The 17,783-nt window shown below is 39.0% G+C and carries 19 protein-coding genes; 9 read left to right on the top strand and 10 right to left on the bottom strand.

All coding sequences use genetic code 11. From position 1 onward, the window contains the following. Nucleotides 1-25: 25 nt before the first annotated feature. Nucleotides 26-1,390, bottom strand: coding sequence for an alkaline phosphatase (locus OIT90_RS16660; protein WP_144491036.1), 1,365 nt, complete (start codon nucleotides 1,388-1,390; stop codon nucleotides 26-28). A gap of 353 nt (nucleotides 1,391-1,743) precedes the next feature. On the opposite strand from OIT90_RS16660, the gene OIT90_RS16655 reads away from it, so the two are divergent. Together OIT90_RS16655 and OIT90_RS16650 are read left to right on the top strand one after the other, a co-directional pair. After that, the gene (locus OIT90_RS16655; protein WP_025093318.1) at nucleotides 1,744-2,574 is read left to right on the top strand and encodes a C40 family peptidase; all 831 of its coding nucleotides are present in this window, start codon (nucleotides 1,744-1,746) and stop codon (nucleotides 2,572-2,574) included. A 451-nt stretch (nucleotides 2,575-3,025) separates the two neighbouring features. Then, complete coding sequence (locus tag OIT90_RS16650) at nucleotides 3,026-4,426, top strand: amino acid permease (protein ID WP_024425289.1); 1,401 nt, start codon at nucleotides 3,026-3,028, stop codon at nucleotides 4,424-4,426. Nucleotides 4,427-4,489: 63 nt separating this feature from the next. On the opposite strand, the gene OIT90_RS16645 is transcribed toward OIT90_RS16650, so the two are convergent. From OIT90_RS16645 to OIT90_RS16635, 3 genes are read right to left on the bottom strand one after another with little or no spacing between them, the layout of a single operon-like run. Next, nucleotides 4,490-4,780: a hypothetical protein gene (locus OIT90_RS16645; RefSeq protein ID WP_024425288.1), complete on the bottom strand. Its 291-nt coding sequence runs from the start codon at nucleotides 4,778-4,780 to the stop codon at nucleotides 4,490-4,492. Beyond that, nucleotides 4,768-5,826, bottom strand: coding sequence for an anti-sigma factor (locus tag OIT90_RS16640; protein ID WP_474892746.1), 1,059 nt, complete (start codon nucleotides 5,824-5,826; stop codon nucleotides 4,768-4,770). The genes OIT90_RS16645 and OIT90_RS16640 overlap by 13 nt, the downstream gene beginning before the upstream one ends. Continuing rightward, nucleotides 5,819-6,310 carry a sigma-70 family RNA polymerase sigma factor gene (locus tag OIT90_RS16635; protein WP_024425287.1) on the bottom strand — a complete coding sequence of 164 codons (492 nt, stop codon included), beginning with the start codon at nucleotides 6,308-6,310 and terminating at the stop codon, nucleotides 5,819-5,821. Before OIT90_RS16635 ends, OIT90_RS16640 begins: the two co-directional genes overlap by 8 nt. Nucleotides 6,311-6,680: 370 nt before the next feature. Here OIT90_RS16635 and OIT90_RS16630 point away from each other — a divergent pair, with 370 nt between their 5' ends. Beyond that, nucleotides 6,681-7,283, top strand: a complete 603-nt coding sequence (locus tag OIT90_RS16630; RefSeq protein WP_039177489.1) for a lysophospholipid acyltransferase family protein — start codon at nucleotides 6,681-6,683, stop codon at nucleotides 7,281-7,283. 41 nt (nucleotides 7,284-7,324) lie between these two features. On the opposite strand, the gene OIT90_RS16625 is transcribed toward OIT90_RS16630, so the two are convergent. Both OIT90_RS16625 and OIT90_RS16620 read right to left on the bottom strand, forming a co-directional pair. Next, nucleotides 7,325-8,656: a hemolysin family protein gene (locus OIT90_RS16625; protein ID WP_039177491.1), complete on the bottom strand. Its 1,332-nt coding sequence runs from the start codon at nucleotides 8,654-8,656 to the stop codon at nucleotides 7,325-7,327. Nucleotides 8,657-8,714: 58 nt separating this feature from the next. Beyond that, a complete protein-coding gene (locus OIT90_RS16620; RefSeq protein WP_034667702.1) occupies nucleotides 8,715-9,155 on the bottom strand; it encodes a MerR family transcriptional regulator in 441 nt (146 codons plus the stop codon). 337 nt (nucleotides 9,156-9,492) lie between these two features. Here OIT90_RS16620 and OIT90_RS16615 point away from each other — a divergent pair, with 337 nt between their 5' ends. After that, complete coding sequence (locus tag OIT90_RS16615) at nucleotides 9,493-10,875, top strand: hemolysin family protein (protein ID WP_039177497.1); 1,383 nt, start codon at nucleotides 9,493-9,495, stop codon at nucleotides 10,873-10,875. A 90-nt stretch (nucleotides 10,876-10,965) separates the two neighbouring features. Next, nucleotides 10,966-11,358, top strand: coding sequence for a hypothetical protein (locus OIT90_RS16610; RefSeq protein WP_034282242.1), 393 nt, complete (start codon nucleotides 10,966-10,968; stop codon nucleotides 11,356-11,358). On the opposite strand, the gene crcB (OIT90_RS16605) is transcribed toward OIT90_RS16610, so the two are convergent. The 3 genes from crcB (OIT90_RS16605) to OIT90_RS16595 are packed head-to-tail and all read right to left on the bottom strand — an operon-like array spanning nucleotide 11,355 to nucleotide 12,838. Continuing rightward, nucleotides 11,355-11,720 (bottom strand): fluoride efflux transporter CrcB, encoded by a 366-nt coding sequence (gene crcB / locus OIT90_RS16605; protein WP_039177499.1) that lies wholly within the window; start codon nucleotides 11,718-11,720, stop codon nucleotides 11,355-11,357. The two genes, OIT90_RS16610 and crcB (OIT90_RS16605), sit on opposite strands and share 4 nt — an antisense overlap. Continuing rightward, nucleotides 11,721-12,116, bottom strand: coding sequence for a fluoride efflux transporter CrcB (gene crcB, locus OIT90_RS16600; RefSeq protein WP_039177502.1), 396 nt, complete (start codon nucleotides 12,114-12,116; stop codon nucleotides 11,721-11,723). 5 nt (nucleotides 12,117-12,121) lie between these two features. Beyond that, nucleotides 12,122-12,838, bottom strand: a complete 717-nt coding sequence (locus OIT90_RS16595) for a glycerophosphodiester phosphodiesterase (RefSeq protein WP_126682064.1) — start codon at nucleotides 12,836-12,838, stop codon at nucleotides 12,122-12,124. A 305-nt stretch (nucleotides 12,839-13,143) separates the two neighbouring features. On the opposite strand from OIT90_RS16595, the gene OIT90_RS16590 reads away from it, so the two are divergent. From OIT90_RS16590 to OIT90_RS16580, 3 genes are all read left to right on the top strand, one after another. Next, entirely contained in the window at nucleotides 13,144-13,245 is a 102-nt protein-coding gene (locus OIT90_RS16590) for a YhdX family protein (protein WP_017360338.1), read from the top strand. Between the two features lie 164 nt (nucleotides 13,246-13,409). Next, nucleotides 13,410-14,498: a mechanosensitive ion channel family protein gene (locus OIT90_RS16585; RefSeq protein WP_058838778.1), complete on the top strand. Its 1,089-nt coding sequence runs from the start codon at nucleotides 13,410-13,412 to the stop codon at nucleotides 14,496-14,498. A 29-nt stretch (nucleotides 14,499-14,527) separates the two neighbouring features. Then, nucleotides 14,528-15,259, top strand: a complete 732-nt coding sequence (locus OIT90_RS16580) for an NAD-dependent protein deacylase (protein WP_369880167.1) — start codon at nucleotides 14,528-14,530, stop codon at nucleotides 15,257-15,259. A gap of 209 nt (nucleotides 15,260-15,468) precedes the next feature. Here OIT90_RS16580 and OIT90_RS16575 read toward each other — a convergent pair whose 3' ends face one another. Further along, nucleotides 15,469-16,080, bottom strand: a complete 612-nt coding sequence (locus OIT90_RS16575; protein ID WP_144491044.1) for a TetR/AcrR family transcriptional regulator — start codon at nucleotides 16,078-16,080, stop codon at nucleotides 15,469-15,471. Between the two features lie 208 nt (nucleotides 16,081-16,288). Here OIT90_RS16575 and OIT90_RS16570 point away from each other — a divergent pair, with 208 nt between their 5' ends. Beyond that, the gene (locus OIT90_RS16570; RefSeq protein WP_260984009.1) at nucleotides 16,289-17,737 is read left to right on the top strand and encodes a DHA2 family efflux MFS transporter permease subunit; all 1,449 of its coding nucleotides are present in this window, start codon (nucleotides 16,289-16,291) and stop codon (nucleotides 17,735-17,737) included. Nucleotides 17,738-17,783 lie beyond the last annotated feature (46 nt).

Below are 17,783 nucleotides of genomic sequence, written 5' to 3'. Positions count from 1 at the left end.
TTAGCAGACATCTTTTTTGCTCGTTTTATTGGTTTTTCAGCAGTTTGAAAATGTGCTTTGCTTGATCGGTGTTTTCCATCAGACCTTTTAGCTGCTCACTTGTTGGACCATATGCATAGAATGGAACTTCATCACCGGTATGACCTGATGTGGTCCAGCCTGTATGTGATCTCGTGTTGATCACTTCTTCAATCGCATCATCAATTTTAACAGCATCCTTTGTTTCAGCTGCCTTTTGAATGGAGGCTGTTTCCTCTTTTGTGAAATCAAGATTGATATATTGTTTCAGCGCTGACTCAACAGGCATGCCGCTGACAATTTTGTTTGCGATAAAGTCAGGCGTCTTTTTCGCTGCTTTGACCGGTTTGTAATCCCAGCTGCCCGAACCGTCTGCTCCGAAGGAAAGTCCGCCAGTTGAATGATCTGCTGTCGTGATGACTAACGTGTTTTTATCCTTTTTCGCAAAACGAATCGCTTCTTCAAATGCTTTCTCAAAATCCTTCATTTCGCTCATCGCACTGACAATATCATGATCGTGTCCAGCCCAGTCAATTTGACTGCCTTCAACCATAAGGAAAAATCCTTTTTTGTTTTTAGACAGCTGTTTGATGGCTGAGGATGTCATATCTTGCAGGGAAGGAGTCGTTTTATCACGATCGATGGCTTTATCTAGACCTCCATCAGCAAAAATGCCTAACACTTTTTCATTTTTGTTTTTTTGTAAGGCGGCTTTATTGGTGACATAATCATAACCGGCTTGTTTGAATTCTTTCGTCAGATCACGATCCTTCCGGACAAAATCGACAAGTCCACCGCCAAGCATGACGTCGACTGTATGCTGTTTACCGATTTTCTCATCGAAGAAATCATCAGCGATGGCTGCTGTGTTTTTCCTAGACACATCGTGAGTGGCATACGCAGCAGGCGTGGCATTCGTTAATTCAGATGTCACGACAAGACCCGTTGACTTTCCTTTGCGTTTGGCTTCTTCTAAAACGGTTTTTAATTTTTTGCCGTTTTTATTTACACCAATGGCATTGTTGTATGTCTTTTTACCAGTGGCCATGGCTGTACCAGCCGCTGCTGAATCGGTAATGTTACTTTTAGAGTCGTCAGGGTATGTTTTATGCATGCCAGTGAGGTAAGGGTCAAACGCTGTTTGCTTTGAAAGGTCACCGTTGTGTTTAAATGAGCGGTAAGTTGAAAGATAAGGTGTTCCCATGCCATCTCCAATCAGCACGATCACATTTTGCACATCATTTTTCGGCTTCTTTTTAGCCTCAGCTTTGTCAGCTTGTCCAAATTCAATCCCTGAAAAAATGCCAATCGATAGCACAGATGCTGCTGCCACTGCAGCGATTTTCGTTTTCGAGTTTTTCAACACACTCATTCATTTTGCCTCCTCATTGTTTATGTATCGCTCTTACGTTTACAATGGTAGAGCAGAAGTGTGGATTCCTTTTTACAGCATCGTAAAGTTCACTTTAAAATTGTAAAGGTCCACTTTACATAGAATGAACCAAAAAGAGAAATGAATGTATCATTTATCCATGACAAGATGCGATTATTTTGTCATGATTGTGTAATGAAAATGAAATAAAAAGAACCCTAAAAAAAAATAAATTTTGCCGAATTAATAAGCATAATGTCGTAGGAAGTCAAGACTATTTCTTCTGGTATTTGATCCTTATAATAGGGAGTAGATAAAAAATCGGATCAGATAGATACATACAGGAGGAACAAATGAAAAAACAATTGATCACAGCTGCAAGTGCAGTTCTACTTGGGACGACATTATTTGCCGGAGCTGCCTCAGCACAATCAGTAAAAGTTCAAAAAGGTGACTCTCTTTCTGTTCTAGCGAAAAGATACAAAACAAGCGTGAGCAAAATTAAATCAGACAATAAGCTGAAATCTAACGTAATTTATGTTGGACAAACCTTAAAAGTGAATGGCACTTCTTCGAAAAAAGCAGTGAAAACATCAAAAACAACAACAAAAGTAAAAACGGCTTCAGCAACTGCCACTCATAAAGTTGTCAAAGGCGATACATTATCGAAGATTGGCAAAAAATACGGGATGACTGTGAAAGAGCTGAAATCGTTAAATAAGCTTAAAACAGACCTCATCAAAATCGGACAAAAGCTAAAGGTGAAAAAGACGTCTAAAGTAAAGACGAAACCTGTAAAAGAAAAAACAGTCTCTACTTCTTCCTTAAACACGTCTAAACTCATAGCAGATGCTAAAGCGCAGAACGGTACACCATATAGATGGGGTGGAACGACACCGAAGGGCTTTGATTGCAGCGGATTTATGTGGTATATCATTAACAAACAAAAAAAGATTTCAAGACAAACCACTGAAGGCTTCTGGGGATCGATGAAAAGTGTATCCAAACCAAAAGTTGGAGATTTTGTCTTCTTTACAACGTATAAATCGGGTCCATCTCACATGGGTGTCTACCTTGGGAACAACAAGTTTATTCATGCTGCTTCTGACGGAGTAACGATCAGTGATATGACATCAAGCTATTGGAAGCCTATTTATCTTGGAGCGAAAACATTTGTAAACTAATTCATTTTAAGAGACTGCTATGAAGCAGTCTCTTTTTTCATATATTATTTGTGCCGCGGAACTGGTCTTTTCTCATAGATCACTATCAGTCTAAAGGCTTTAAAATAACATAATTGTGGACCCGCTTTTTAAAAAAAGGTCTATTTTTTGTTGCATAATAAGTATTCTAAAAAAATATAATCTTCTATGTTGTATAATAAATAGAGAAAGACAAGCTATCAATTGAATAAGGAATGGAGAAAATCTAACCCACTTATTGACAAACATTTAGTTGATATATAAGAATTTTCACTCTATTTTTAAAAAAAGTGTTTTCATTTTTTAATTTTCATATATAATAATTTTACGCCACCAATTTATTGCGCTAAATTTAATCTAAATATTCAGAAAATATTGTGAATTATATGAATGTGGCGTCTTTAGACTGATACTAAGTTTTGGGAGTGATGGTATGAGCAATTCGTTGTTTAGAAAAAAGAGCATTTCAGAGCTCATTGCGGCAACACAAGGGGAAAAAGCATTAAAAAAGGAATTGGGTTCATTTGATTTAACCATGCTTGGCATTGGAGCCATAATCGGGACAGGGATATTTGTTCTGACAGGTACAGGAGCCGTCACAGCAGGGCCAGGACTTGTTCTATCATTTGTCATCGCAGGTCTTGCTTGTTTGTTTGCAGCACTGTCATATGCGGAATTTGCTTCCACAGTGCCTGTATCAGGGTCTGTGTATACATTTACGTACGCATCAATGGGGGAATTTCTAGCGTTTATCATTGGCTGGGATTTAATATTAGAATATATGCTGGCCGCTAGTGCCGTTTCAGCGGGCTGGTCAGGCTATTTTGTGTCATTTTTAAATGGGATAGGGATTCATATACCAGTTGAATTAACAGCAGCACCAGGTGGTTTAAAGGGGCAAGTGACATATTTTAATCTTCCAGCATTTATTATTTTAATGGTCATCACTTTCCTGTTGTACTTTGGTATTAAAGAATCAAAACGAGTAAATAACATCATGGTTATTATGAAAATTGCTGTGATTCTGCTCTTTATTTTAGTCGCTGTGAAATATGTAAAACCTGAAAACTGGACACCATTCGTTCCATTTGGCACATCAGGGGTCTTAAGTGCAGCAGCCCTAGTATTCTTTGCATTTATCGGGTTTGATGCAGTAGCTTCCGCGGCAGAGGAGACAAAAAATCCATCACGCAACCTGCCTAGAGGGATTATAACTTCCTTATTGATTTGTACGCTGCTTTATGTTGTTGTTAGTGCGATTATGACGGGCATCGTTCCTTTCATGAATTTTGAGGGAGTATCACATCCAGTGTCTCTCGTTTTACAAGTAGCCGGACAAAACTGGGTGGCTGGTATTGTGGATGTCGGTGCGATTCTAGGGATGACAACCGTGATGCTTGTCATGCTGTACGGCCAGACACGCGTGATGTTTGCTATGTCTCGAGATGGCTTGGTGCCGAAGGTTCTATCAAAGGTTCATCCAAAGCATAAAACACCTTACATCAATACACTGTTTTTCGGTACATTGTCAGCATTAATGGGTGGATTTATTCCACTTGATGAGCTGGCAAGCCTAGTGAACATCGGGACACTTTCAGCATTCATTTTGATTTCAGTGGCGGTCATTGTGATGAGAAAAACGCAGCCGGACTTACCGAGAGCATTCAGATGCCCAGCAGTTCCGCTTATTCCGATCTTGGCTATTCTATCTTGCGGATTGCTCATTTATAAGCTTGGTGCAATCACCTTTGTTCGTTTCTTAATCTGGCTTGCCATTGGGCTGGTTGTGTATTTCTTATATTCAAGAAAGCACTCAGAATTGAATAAAAAATAACTTAAAAAAGCCCGTGCTACTTGGTGCAGTCAAGTAACACGGGCTTTTGCTTTTGATTGCTGATTAAAAACCTAACTGAAGATCGACATCGATTGATACGATGGCATAGACACAAACAATGACAAAGATATTCAGTACGACACCGAGGAAACCTGGACCCGTACGGCCTTTTTTAATGAACAGTTCAATAATGCCAAATGGAACTGCGGCCATTGCAAAAGGAAGCATTTGAAAAGAATAAAATGTCACGTTGCTGATAATGGCGAGGTTTAGCATGAGCAGGGATAATATCGCTGTGCCGACAGAAATCCAGCCAAATACATTATGCTCTTTAAAGATTCTTACCAATTCCATAATTCCACCTCGCTCACTTTTGCCGTTTTAATGCGTTTTGTCTTCACAAATTTCTCAATTTCTTTAGAAGGTCCAGTGACCACAGAGCCATAAACCGTGACGCCATTTTGATCGATATAGCGTATACGATTAGACAGGTCAAGATGAGGTCTGCCGGAGATCGTTGTTGCCCAGGTCGGGTGCTGATTGACATAAGCAAGGGCATCTTTGAATTGATCTACCTCAGTTTTGGATGTGTGCTGAAGCTCTTTTAAAAATTCAGAGTCTTTCCCAGGAAAGCCGATTGGCCGCTGATTTCCACTTAATGAATCCTCTGTTTTAATCGCATTCCACAGCACTTTCATATCGTATTTTTTAGCAAAGGAATAAACGTCCTTTGGTGTGTAAGCTTTGTCATAGGATACATACACTTCACTTACTGTTCCTTCAGGAAGCTTGTCTAACGTAGTGAGTGTTTGTTTTTTTGAGGCATCTGCCTGCGTCGAAGGATGAGTAAAGAAACCTTCCGTTTCGCGTGCACTGTCACCATAATAAGAGATGGTAGGCTGCTTTAATTTATCGAAAAACATCTCGATTTGTTCACTGCCAATGGCTTCTGTTTTATTGCCAATTTGTTTTTGCAGCTTCAATTCGGTGTTCATCCCAAAAAGTTTGACCTGACCTTTTAAATCCTTCATATCTATAGCCACGTTTGGTTTGGTCAAAGCGACGGTGACAGCGGCTGTTTCCATGAAGTGATTGCCTTTGCTCTCGGCTCCGCCAACGCCGTAGTATAGATAACTTCCTAATGTACAAAGCGGTAAAATAATGAGTGTTGATATGACAGCAAGTACGGAAATACGTAAATATGACTTTCTTTTTCCGTATTGTAAAATGGCTTTTTGCTTCTCAGGACTGATGGAAAAATCTGTCCAATCCGAGTCGTTCAGTTCCTGGCTTAAGCGTTTTTCGTTTTCTTCAAGCTCTTCCTCAAACGCTATCATTTCTTCCTCATTCATCTCACCATTATTATATTTTTCCCATCGCTTGTTAAACTCTTCATTCATCATTAACACCTCTGTTGTAAAGTGCTTTTAGGCGCTGCCTTGCACGAAATAAAACACTTTTAAAATTTGCTTCAGTAATATTCATGACCTTGGATGCTTCCTTGTAATTTAGTTCTTTTAAATAATACAATGTCAACGCTTCCTTGTAGTTATCTGGAAGCTGCTCCAAATACATGGTGAGTACTTCCTTTATTTCAACCTGTTCAGCAGGGCTTTGTACAGACGTTTGTAAAAGACCGCCAATAAGGTCATCCGATATGGTCACTTCTTTTTTATGTTTCCTGACATAATCAATAAAAGCATTTCGTGCCACCTGAAATAACCAAGGTTTCACTTTGCTATGGTCGTAGGAATGAATATGTATATAAGCACGCATAAAGGTTTCCTGCAATAAGTCCTCTGCCAAATGTTTGTCTTTTGTCATGGAGAGCAGAAACCTGTAAACATCGTTCATATACATTTGATAAATTTCATCGATCGTCACTGATTTTTCTCCCCTCTATGTTATACACGCATAAGAAAGGCATAAAGTTGCACGAAACTTCTCATTACCGTACATTACTCATTTCTTTCGCCGAATCAAAATCATTTCTCCTTATCATAGCGAAATTTGCATCATTTATAAAGTATTTTCAATAGAACAAATCAGGAAAAAACATCGAAAAACGACAAAATTGGACACAATTCCTATTCTATTCTCCCCTAAAACCATGTGCTTGAATACAGTCAGAACGTTCATTTTAAACGAAAAAGACAGGGAGGATTGGGCTGCTCATAAATTTTTAGTACCAGGTAATAAAAAATTTGTTATAATAGAGACAAATCCTTCATTTTTCAAACAAAGGAAGTGCACTATGTATAAATTTTCAGGCTATACCGTCAAATTAATATTTGGTCTCCGAGGTGGAATCAAAGTATATCAAAAAGAGAATCTGCCAACTGATCGGGGGTTTGTCATTGCTTGTACACATGAGGGTTTTGTGGATGTTCTTGCATTAGGCGCAGGAATTCTTCCGTTTGAGATCCATTACATGGCGAAAAAAGAATTGTTTGCGAATAAATGGATCGGTGGATTTTTAAAAAAGATTCATGCCTTTCCAGTTGATCGAGAGAACCCTGGGCCAAGCAGTATTAAAACGCCCATTAAATTATTAAAAGAGGGAAAGATCGTTGGGATTTTTCCAAGCGGAACACGTACAACAGAGGATGTTCCTTTAAAAAGAGGGGCAGTGACCATTGCGCAGCTCGGTAAAGCGCCAATTGTTCCAGCTGCATATAAAGGACCTTCAAATGCGAAAAGTCTTTTCAAAAAAGGGAAAATGCGCTTAATCATCGGTGAACCGATTGAACTGTCTGAATTTGACCATCTCCCGCCAAAAGAAAGACTAGGTGCCATGACGGAAGTATTAAACACGAGAATCAAAGAGCTAGAAGCTCAATTAATTGAAAAGTCATAAGAAAAACGACCGCTTGCTTAGGCAAGGGTCGTTTTTTTTTATTAAGAAGCGCCTTCTTCAGCTGCTTCTAATAATTGTTCATTTAACTTTTTTACTTCGATGTATGCCACATGGTGTCCATCGACTTCATTAATGATAAATTCATAGCCTTGTTCACGAATGGCGTCATTTTTCTCTACTTCATATTTCTGAGTAAGGAACCAGCCGCCGATTGTGTCGACCTCTTCATTATCAAGCTGTATACCTAATAGCAGGTTGACTTGATCAACAAGAACCTTGCCATCAAAGATGTAATGGTCTTCTCCAAGTTTACGCACTTCGTTGATTTCATCAATGTCGAACTCATCACGAATTTCACCGACGATTTCTTCAAGAATGTCTTCAACAGTCACAAGACCTGCTGTACCGCCATATTCATCAGATAAAATGGCCATGTGTACACGTTCACGCTGCATTTTGAGCAGTAAATCATGAACAGGAACCGTTTCAATCACATGAATAATCGGATTCACAAACTTTTCGATCGTATCACTTGTAGAACACTCACCGCTAATACAGGCAGTGAGAACCTCTTTAATATTTAGAACACCGATAATGTTGTCTTTGTCGCCATCTTCAATTGGATAACGTGTATATTTTTCTACCTTTGTTACCTTCAACATTTCCTCAATGGTAATATCATGAGGGAAGCTGACAACTTCGGTACGAGGAATCATAATTTCTTTCGCCAGACGGTCATCAAATTCGAAAATTTTATTTACATATTTGAATTCAGACTGGTTAATCTCGCCGCTCTTATAGCTCTCTGATAAAATAATCCGCAATTCTTCTTCAGAGTGCGCCATGTCATGTTCAGATACTTGCTGAAGACCAAACGCTTTTGTTAACAAACGAGCAGAACCATTTAATACCCAAATGAACGGGAACATCACTTTGTAAAAGATCATCAGTGGTCTAGCAAATAGAAGGGATACTTGCTCCGCCTTTTGAATGGCAAGCGTTTTTGGTGCAAGCTCTCCAACGACAACGTGTAAAAACGTCATGATACTAAACGCAATAATAAAAGTGACAATAGAACTAGCTGATTGAGGAATGGACAGCTCTACAAATAGTGGAGCAAGCATATGTGCAATTGTTTCTTCCCCTAACCAACCAATACCAAGGGCGGTAATGGTAATACCAAGCTGACAGGCTGATAGGTACTCATCAAGGTGAGTCGTTACATGCTTGACAGCAACTGCTGTTTTATTACCTTCTGCGATTAACTGATCAATTCTTGAGCTTCTTAAGCGAATGATCGCAAACTCTGATGCAACGAAAAACGCGGTTAAAGCTATAAGTAAAGCAACTATGAGTAAATTAACTATGTCCAATTAAGGCCTTCGTTCTGACTTTGAGAACGAAGGTAACACCTCCTGTTTAGTAAAAATTTTAACTTAACAGCAGTAAAAATGATTGGACAGCCGTCATTTTTTCAGGAGTAAGCTGTTCTTTTAGTTTTTCACGTTGTTCTGGCTGAAGCTGCTTACAACGTGCCAAAATGCGGTCCATATGCTCATTCATCCGATCGATATCAGAGGTTAAATGGACAAGTTCATCATGATCTTCCTTTTGAGAAGGAAATTGTTCATCTAATCTGGATTTGATGTCAGAAAGAGCCAATCTCTGCTGTTTGCAAAGAACGATTAATTGTAATCGTTTTAAAGCATATTCATCGTAATAACGATAGTTTGAGCAAGATCTAACAGGCGCAAGCAAACCTAGATTTGTATAATAATCTACAGTTCGTTTCGTTACCTGTGCAATCTGTGCTAGTTCACCAATACGATACTTTTTCTCAGCCCCATCTGAACATCTCCTCCTAACCGTCACGTTATAGTTTATGAAAATAGTTTAATATAATTCTAGTCTGAAACACAAGTTAATTGTTCATATTTCCTGCCAATAAGAAGAAACAGAGGAGGATTTCCCTCAATTTAGTCAGTCATGTCAAAAACAGCATGATGATACAGGAATTTTCAGATTATTTATGGTAAGATAAAATGAATACCGTTTCATATATATGTAGAGAGGCGGAATTTTACGTGAACCGGAGGTGGTTAAGTGGGGCCCTCAAAGTCGTCTTATTTAATCAGTTAACCGTTTTGCAAAACATAACATCATCAATCAGGAGGTGACTCCTTGTTCTTCAAAGAAAGAGCAAGGTTAAATGGACGATATTGTTAATCTGAGTATAGTCGGTGTTTTGATTGCTTTAACAGCTTTCTTTGTTGCATCTGAATTTGCCATAGTAAAGGTGAGAAGTTCAAGAATTAATCAGCTTGTTGCCGAAGGGTCCAAAAAGGCCATCATGGCGAAAAAGGTGACATCAAGGCTAGATGAATATTTGTCAGCCTGTCAGCTCGGTATTACAGTGACATCCCTTGGTTTAGGGTGGATTGGTAAGCCGGCTGTGAAAGAACTTTTGGTTCGAGGTTTTGGTTTGACAAACATTCCTGATTCAGCAATCAGCCTGATCTCAGCAACACTTGCGTTCTCTATTATTACCTTTTTGCATGTAGTTGTAGGTGAGCTTGCACCAAAAACGCTTGCCATTCAAAAGGCGGAAAAAATGACGCTATGGCTGTCAGGCCCGCTGCATGCATTTTATATCCTTATGTTCCCTTTCATTTATGTGTTAAACGGGTCAGCCCGTTTGTTAACTAAAATGATGGGCATCGATATGGGGTCTGAAAAAGAACATTCCCATTCTGAAGAGGAACTGAAGATTTTATTATCTGAGAGCTTAAAAAATGGGGAAATCAACCCATCAGAATATAATTATATGAACAAGATTTTCGATTTCGATAATCGAATTGCCAGAGAGATCATGATACCGCGCAGAGAAATTTGTGCGATTCCAGAAGATATGCCGTTAGATGATATCCTCGCCATCATGACGCAGGAAAAGTATACACGTTTCCCTGTGTTTTCAGGAGATAAAGACCATGTTATCGGCATGCTGAACAAAAAGCAGCTCTTTGCAGATCTTGTGTATCAAGGAGAAAAAGATCAACTGAAAATTCAAGATTATATATATCCAGTGATTGAGGTCATCGACACGATTCCTATTCAAGAGCTTCTCGTCAAGATGCAGCGTGATCGAATGCATATGGCGATCTTAACTGACGAATATGGCGGAACGTCTGGGCTTGTCACAACGGAAGATATTTTAGAAGAGATTGTCGGAGATATTCGAGATGAATTCGATGAAGATGAGCAGCCAGTTATTCAAAAAAGAGCCGATCATCATTATGTTTTAGATGGTAAAGTGAGATTGGATGAAGTTCAAGATTTGATCGAGATTTCATATCATGATGAGGAAATTGATACAATCGGCGGGCTCATCTTAAAAGAGAATATTGATATTAGAGAAGGACAATCCATCTATCTTGATGATATTCGAATGAAAGTGCTGGAAATGGATGGACGTTACGTTAAAAAGATTGATTTAAAAAAAGGTGTCACATCGGCAGAAAAAGGCAGTGCACGCACTGGGCTTGATATAAAGGAGCCGCTGCTAGTAAACGAAATGACCTTGAGCGAAAAATAAGCTCAAGGTTTTTTTAGGTATTTAGTCTCTTTTAAACGAATATACGTTCGATATATAATAAGAACAAACGTTCGATAAAGGGGGATGGACATGCTTTGGTACGAAACAGCAAGTATCACGGAGAAAAAAACCTCAATGAAACGAATTGAGTTTCATTTAAAGAATTTCAAAAATTATCAAGCAGCGATCTTAAATATCGAAAGGCAGCTTGAAAAAAGAAGCCCGCATCATCTCGACCACATGACACGGAAAAAGTTAGAAGAGCAAAAAAGTCAGTATGAACTCATCGTTGCTTGTATTGAAACGGCATTAAAAGAGTTGGATGAAATAGAGCAGCAGCTCATCGATTACAAATATTTTCGAGATTGGCGGATGGCAAAATGTGCAATGGAAATCGGCTATAGTGAAAAAACACTCTTTTTGATGAAGCGCCAGCTCATGGATCAGTTGCTCATCAGCTTAGCCGCCATCACCAATATTTAAAAAAGATGCTGTCCTATTTGATAAAACGCAGCAAACAGACATAAAGACCCGATGATGGTGACCAATAAGTAGACAGCAAGCTGTCCAATTTGCCGCTCATGCAGCATGGACGCAGCCTCTACACTAAATGTAGAGAATGTTGTAAAACCACCGAAAAAACCAGTCCCAATGATCATAAGCAGCGGATCATTGTTAGTCACTGCACCTGTCAGTAAACCTAAACCGGCTGCGCCGAGTAAGTTGATGAGAATAATACTAAACGGAAAACGAGTATGAAACTTGGTTTTCTGAATCGATTGACTGAGGAAAAAACGAAGGGCACTGCCTATCCCGCCAGCAACAGCTGTATACAATACAATCATTTATCTGCTTCCTTTCGGCTGCTCATTTTGTTGAAAGAGGTGCTGAGCGGTGATCAGTCCACATAAGGCAGCGCCCACTCCAGCAATCACTGAGAGTAGAATGTACATGACACTTGATGTGAACAGTCCATCCTGTAATAAGAGAACTGTTTCTTTAGAAAAAGTGGACATTGTCGTAAAACCACCACAAAATCCTGTTCCGATTAAAGCAGCAAGATATTTTTTTCCCTTCCGAAACATAAAATACCCTGTTGAAAAGCCAAGAAGCAGACTGCCTATAATGTTTTCAATCAGCGTTGCATAGGGGAATGTGTGGCTGACAACGGACTGGCTAAGTTCATATCTACAAAGGGTACCAACCAGTCCACCGATAAATACGGCGAGATATGCTTTCATTTACATCATTTCTCCTTTAGAAAAAATGGCGGGTGATCCGTCACCACTCCATCAATGGGATATGTTTTGATCCTGTCGGCTGTTTTTTGGTCATTCACTGTCCATACAAAGACATCCATTCCAAATGAGTGGATGCGATCAATCCACCATCTGTTGATCAGCGTTTTCTTCATATTAAGGCAATCCGCAAAGGAGCTGTACTCCGCTAATTTCCTTTTCGTCAGTTTGAAGGCAGAGGGTTTTATAATAAAAGCTGTTCGAAGAGAAGGGGCGTAAGCTTTGACTCTTTGAAGGGCATTGGCATCAAAAGATTGAACCATGATGTGACGGGAATAGGCAAACCGGTTGATGATGTCGACAACTGCCTTTTCAATCCCAATCTGTCGTTTTGGATGCTTGATCTCAATCAGTATCCCGACACGCTGACTGTATCTTTCAAGGATTTCCTGTAAGGTGGGAATTCGTTCGTTGGCGTACCGAGAATCAAACCAGCTCCCTGCATCCAGTTTCTTCAGCCGATCAAGTGTATAACTTTTCACTAATCCGCTTCCGTTACTCGTTCGATCAACGGTATCATCATGGATAACGGCTACGTGCTGATCCATTGTCAGCTGGACGTCTAACTCAATATAATCCGCACCCTGCTGAACAGCTAAATCAAATGCGGCAAATGTATTTTCTGGGGCAGCGCTTGATGACCCTCTATGTGCGATAATATACACATGCTCCAGCTCCTGACATAAGTTCTGGTCTTATCATATCAAATTTTTGCTGTTTTTCCTTCTTTACTATATGGAACGAGGGAGAGCTGTATGTAATGGAACATGGCTTGTGGTGAGAAAGCATCGTGTATAAAAGGTGAAAAGTTGCAGGAATATCCCAAGCTCTTATTGAGTAAATCTGAACTACATCATTTTTTCTTCGATCAATTTTGTCCAAATCGTCAGCGTTCGTCAAAATATTAGTGCTTTCGTCATGTTGACTGAAAATTCTGATGTTTTATAATGATGAAAAGGAGGCGAGATGATTGGGTAAAGGGAGAATTAGAGTGGAAGAACGTATTAAGGCCGAAACGGATGCTGAAATGTTTAAAGCGACTCTCCTTGATCAGGCTCAGAAGAAAAAGTAGTTTGCTGCCCGTCGATATGTCTCTAGCCAAAATTTCATATTTGAACATCATGCCTCGGGATTATTCCCGAGGCTTTTTATGTAGAGGTCAGACATTTAAGAGAGGACATGAACGAAGATTATATTATAAACTAGAGAGGATTGTTTTAAAGGAGAGAGACAGACATGTTTACACAAAAATGGATGGATACATATTTTACAGTAGATATTGCGATCCAAATCGGTATTAGCCTTTGTATTTTATTGCTTTTTTTATTGCTTCGGAAAGTATTTACGAAGTATTTATTTCAACTTCTGTTTAGGCTGACAAATCGGTCGAAGACGGAGGTCATTAACCAAATTGTTGTGGCATTTGAAAAACCAGCCAGGCTGTTTTTCGTGGCACTTGGTTTATATTTTGCGTTAAGACAGGCACCATACTTTGAGCATCATATGGATGTCATCATTAAATTGTATAGATCCTCCATTATTTTGATGCTGACGTGGGGACTTTGTAATTTAACCGCAGCATCTTCCTTCTTATTTCAAAAGGTCAATTCGAAATTTGAATTAGAAATGGATGATATTTTAGCACCGTTTTTATCAAAGGTACTTCGTTTCATTATTATCGCACTAAGTATTAGTATCATTGCACAAGAATTTAATTATGATGTCAATGGACTTGTGGCAGGTCTTGGTTTAGGTGGTCTAGCCTTTGCGCTGGCTGCGCAGGATACAGTAGCTAACTTTTTTGGAGGGATTGTCATCATTACAGAGAAGCCTTTTACGATGGGCGACTTTGTGGAGACACCAAGTGTTCTTGGGACTGTTGAAGATATTACATTTCGAAGCACAAAGTTTCGAACACCTGCTGAAGCCGTTGTGACCGTTCCGAATTCTACGCTTTCTAAGGAGCCAATCACAAACTGGACGAGAATGAATAAACGTCAGATTACGTTTTCTGTTCGCGTTTCCTACAATACACCAAAGGAAAACATTGATCAGTGTATTAAGCGTCTCAAACAGATGCTTCACGAGCATGATGGTGTACATAAGGAGACGATTATGGTGAATCTCGATGTATTGGCAGACAGCTATTTGAACTTGTTTTTCAACTTCTACACAAACACGACAGCTTGGTCTGAAAACCTTGATATTAAGCAGGACATTAACTATCGCATCATAGATATTTTCCACGAAGAAGGCGTAGAATTTGCTTTCCCTGGACAGGCCATTTATATGAAACAAAAAGGTGAGAAACAGCTGGGTGAATAAAGGAGGAATGGTACGTGGATCAAAAAAAGGTGGAAGCGCTAAGAGAGAGAATATCGCAGGCTTCACATATCACAGTACTCTCAGGTGCAGGTATGAGTACAGAATCGGGTATTCCTGATTTTAGATCAACGGGTGGATTGTGGACGGAAGATACTTCTCGCATGGAGGCGATGAGCCGGTCCTACTTTTTATCAAATCCTCATCAATTTTGGCCGAAATTTAAGGAATTGTTTCAGATGAAAATGAGCGGGGAATACGAGCCAAATAGCGGGCACATCTTTTTAGCCAGCCTTGAGCAACAAGGGAAGCATGTGGATATTTTCACCCAAAATATTGATGGTCTTCATAAAAAGGCGGGAAGCCAGCACGTATATGAACTCCATGGCTCCATTCAAACGGCTACTTGTCCATCGTGCCAGGCGGTATATGATTTGCCTTATTTGTTAAAAGAAGAGGTGCCTGTCTGTCAAAGGGTTTCCTCTGATGGCAGTACGTGTGGACGTGTGCTAAAAACAGATGTTGTTCTTTTTGGAGATATGGTCAAACATTTAGACCAAGTGGAGGCATCACTTCAGAAAACGGACATGCTGCTCGTCATGGGGACTTCCCTGGAGGTAGCGCCAGCAAGATATATTCCAGAAGACGCAGCTCATGATCCTTCCATCTTCATGGTGATGATGAATTTGAGTGAAACAGAATTCGATCCGCTTTTTGATCTTGTCTTTCATGAGCGAATTGGCGATCTCGTGAAAGCTTTATAAATCATTAAAAAACCCGCATCCAACAGGTGCCGATTTTTGACTTTTCATATCGAATACACGACAAATAGAAAAGCTCCCTATTTTCGTAGGGGGCTTTTTACTGCATGAATTCATAGGTTGATGCAATGCGGTATCTTTGGTCATGCGTCCACGAGTCGATTTATTCTGCTAGTTGTTTTCTAGAATGATCAGTAGCTATCATACCTTACTTATATAACTACTATTGAAGGTAATATAATCTTATCAACAATTTTCTCAATGTAACTCTTACTTATTGGTTGATCAATTAATATGATGCGATGTGAAAATAATCCAAGAATCGTATCAACTAATATGCTTCCCTTTTCCTCTAATGTCTCAGTGCCTAAAAAAGGTTGCACGATCGTTTCAATTGCTTTTTGTAAGTTCAAAATAAATTCTCTATATAAATCCTTATTCTTTATGCTTGCATGAGGGAGGGCTGCAAAAAGGATCGTCGTAAAATACTCATGTCGTTTATTACCCCTTACAAAGCTATGGCATAGCAAATTAACTAATTGTTCTCTAAGGGGTAATTCAGCCCCTTCTATCGGCAAAGAAATAGAACCGTTTTTAAAGGGATCAATTCGTTTTACTGCCTCCAAGACAAGTTCTTCTTTTGAACTCCATCTTCGATAAATAGCAGCTTTACTTACTTTAGCTTCTTTCGCTATTTTATCCATGGTCAAATTTAAGAAGCCAATGTCAGTTAATATGTTCAGTGTCGTTTCCAATATGAGATCATTCTTATCCGGATCTATCGGCCGGCCTCGCTCTTTGGCTTTCATACATTCTCTATCCATTCTGAAAACTCCTTTTTCTTTATTATGCACTACATCTATTTGAACACAAAAAAAATTTTTAGTAAATACGGTACCTTAAAGTACCGTATTTGTGTTATAATCATTTTCGGAACTCTTTAGTTTCGAAAATGATTATAGGAGACTTCTCTATTTTTTCATTTATACACACTAATGAAAGATGAGAGGGAAGAAGAAAGGGAGATTTTATTTGAGTACAAACACAAATGTCTCGGCGCCTGAAGTTACAGGTAAAGAGTATAAAGTTATTCCAATTTTTGCTGCATTTTTAATCAGTGCTTTTATTGGACTATTTAGTGAAACAGCTTTAAATATTGCATTAAATACATTAATTGATGTTTTCCATACTAATGCGACTACGATTCAATGGTTAACAACTGGATATCTATTAACATTAGGTATTTTGGTTCCTGTTTCAGGACTTTTACAACAATGGTTTACCACAAGACAATTATTTATTACTTCTTTAGTTTTTTCTATTATTGGCACCGTTATTGCTGCAATGGCTCCTAGTTTTGAAGTGCTAATGGTGGCTCGTATTTTCCAAGCGATAGGTACTGCATTAATATTACCTTTAATGTTTAATACGATTTTGATTATTATTCCTCCAAAAAAACGTGGTGGGGCAATGGGGATGATTGGGCTAGTGATTATGTTCGCGCCAGCTGTTGGCCCTACGTTTTCCGGATTAATTCTCGAAGATTTAACCTGGCACTGGATTTTTTGGATTTGTTTACCCTTTTTAATTATAGGATTACTAGCAGGTATTTTTTATATGGAGAACGTTTCCGAATTAACAAAACCGAAGATTGATATTTTATCCATTGTATTATCAACAATCGGTTTTGGTAGTACGGTATTTGGATTTAGTAGTGCTGGAGAAGGACCAGAAGGATGGGGAAGCCCAAAAGTAATAGGATTGCTAATTATTGGAGTGATCGCATTAATCTTATTCTGCTGGCGCCAACTAAAAATGGAACAGCCTATGATAAATTTACGTGCTTTCCAATATCCAATGTTTACCCTAGGTGTTGTACTTGTATTCGTTTGTTTTATGCTTATTATGTCGTCGATGTTACTTTTACCAATGTACTTACAAGCAGGTATGACGCTTTCCGCATTTGTGGCCGGTCTTACTCTACTTCCAGGTGGAATCATCAACGGCTTGATGTCTCCTGTTATTGGTAAATTATTTGATCGCTTTGGCCCCAAATGGCTTGTCATTCCTGGGTTTTTAATAACTATTATTGTAGTATGGTTTTTATCCAATGTTACGACAACAACTACGTTAACAGTGATGGTTCTACTTCATATCTCCTTGATGATTGGGATTGCCTTGATTATGATGCCAGCTCAAACAAACGGATTGAATCAGCTGCCTAAGAAATATTATCCTAGTGGAACAGCTATCATGAATACCCTTCAACAAATAGCTGGTGCGATTGGAACAGCCGTTTCAGTAAGTATTATGTCTTCGGGGCAGCAAGCATACTTAGCAGCTACCAAAGACCCTACAAATCCAATACACATCCCTGAAGCCATCACGGCAGGAATTCAGAACGGCTTTATATTTGTATTATTTATTGTAGTTCTCGCATTAATCTATGCATTCTTTATAAAACGTGTAGACATTAATTAAATAAAAATACAAGAACCAAAAAGAAAAACTCCTTATGTAAGATAGG

This window comes from Bacillus sp. ABR, from assembly GCF_056172715.1.
Note: the sequence above shows the minus strand (reverse complement) of the source record. Positions and strands in the feature narration are given on the sequence as shown.

Coding starts and splice junctions, on each gene's coding strand:
- OIT90_RS16650 (WP_024425289.1), top strand. CDS start 3,026: ATGAGCAATTCGTTGTTTAGAAAAAAGAGCATTTCAGAGCTCATTGCG.
- OIT90_RS16575 (WP_144491044.1), bottom strand. CDS start 16,080: ATGGATAGAGAATGTATGAAAGCCAAAGAGCGAGGCCGGCCGATAGAT.
- OIT90_RS16655 (WP_025093318.1), top strand. CDS start 1,744: ATGAAAAAACAATTGATCACAGCTGCAAGTGCAGTTCTACTTGGGACG.
- OIT90_RS16585 (WP_058838778.1), top strand. CDS start 13,410: ATGTTTACACAAAAATGGATGGATACATATTTTACAGTAGATATTGCG.
- OIT90_RS16640 (WP_474892746.1), bottom strand. CDS start 5,826: ATGAATGAAGAGTTTAACAAGCGATGGGAAAAATATAATAATGGTGAG.
- OIT90_RS16610 (WP_034282242.1), top strand. CDS start 10,966: ATGCTTTGGTACGAAACAGCAAGTATCACGGAGAAAAAAACCTCAATG.
- OIT90_RS16630 (WP_039177489.1), top strand. CDS start 6,681: ATGTATAAATTTTCAGGCTATACCGTCAAATTAATATTTGGTCTCCGA.
- crcB (WP_039177499.1), bottom strand. CDS start 11,720: ATGATTGTATTGTATACAGCTGTTGCTGGCGGGATAGGCAGTGCCCTT.
- OIT90_RS16615 (WP_039177497.1), top strand. CDS start 9,493: ATGGACGATATTGTTAATCTGAGTATAGTCGGTGTTTTGATTGCTTTA.
- OIT90_RS16660 (WP_144491036.1), bottom strand. CDS start 1,390: ATGAGTGTGTTGAAAAACTCGAAAACGAAAATCGCTGCAGTGGCAGCA.
- crcB (WP_039177502.1), bottom strand. CDS start 12,116: ATGAAAGCATATCTCGCCGTATTTATCGGTGGACTGGTTGGTACCCTT.
- OIT90_RS16645 (WP_024425288.1), bottom strand. CDS start 4,780: ATGGAATTGGTAAGAATCTTTAAAGAGCATAATGTATTTGGCTGGATT.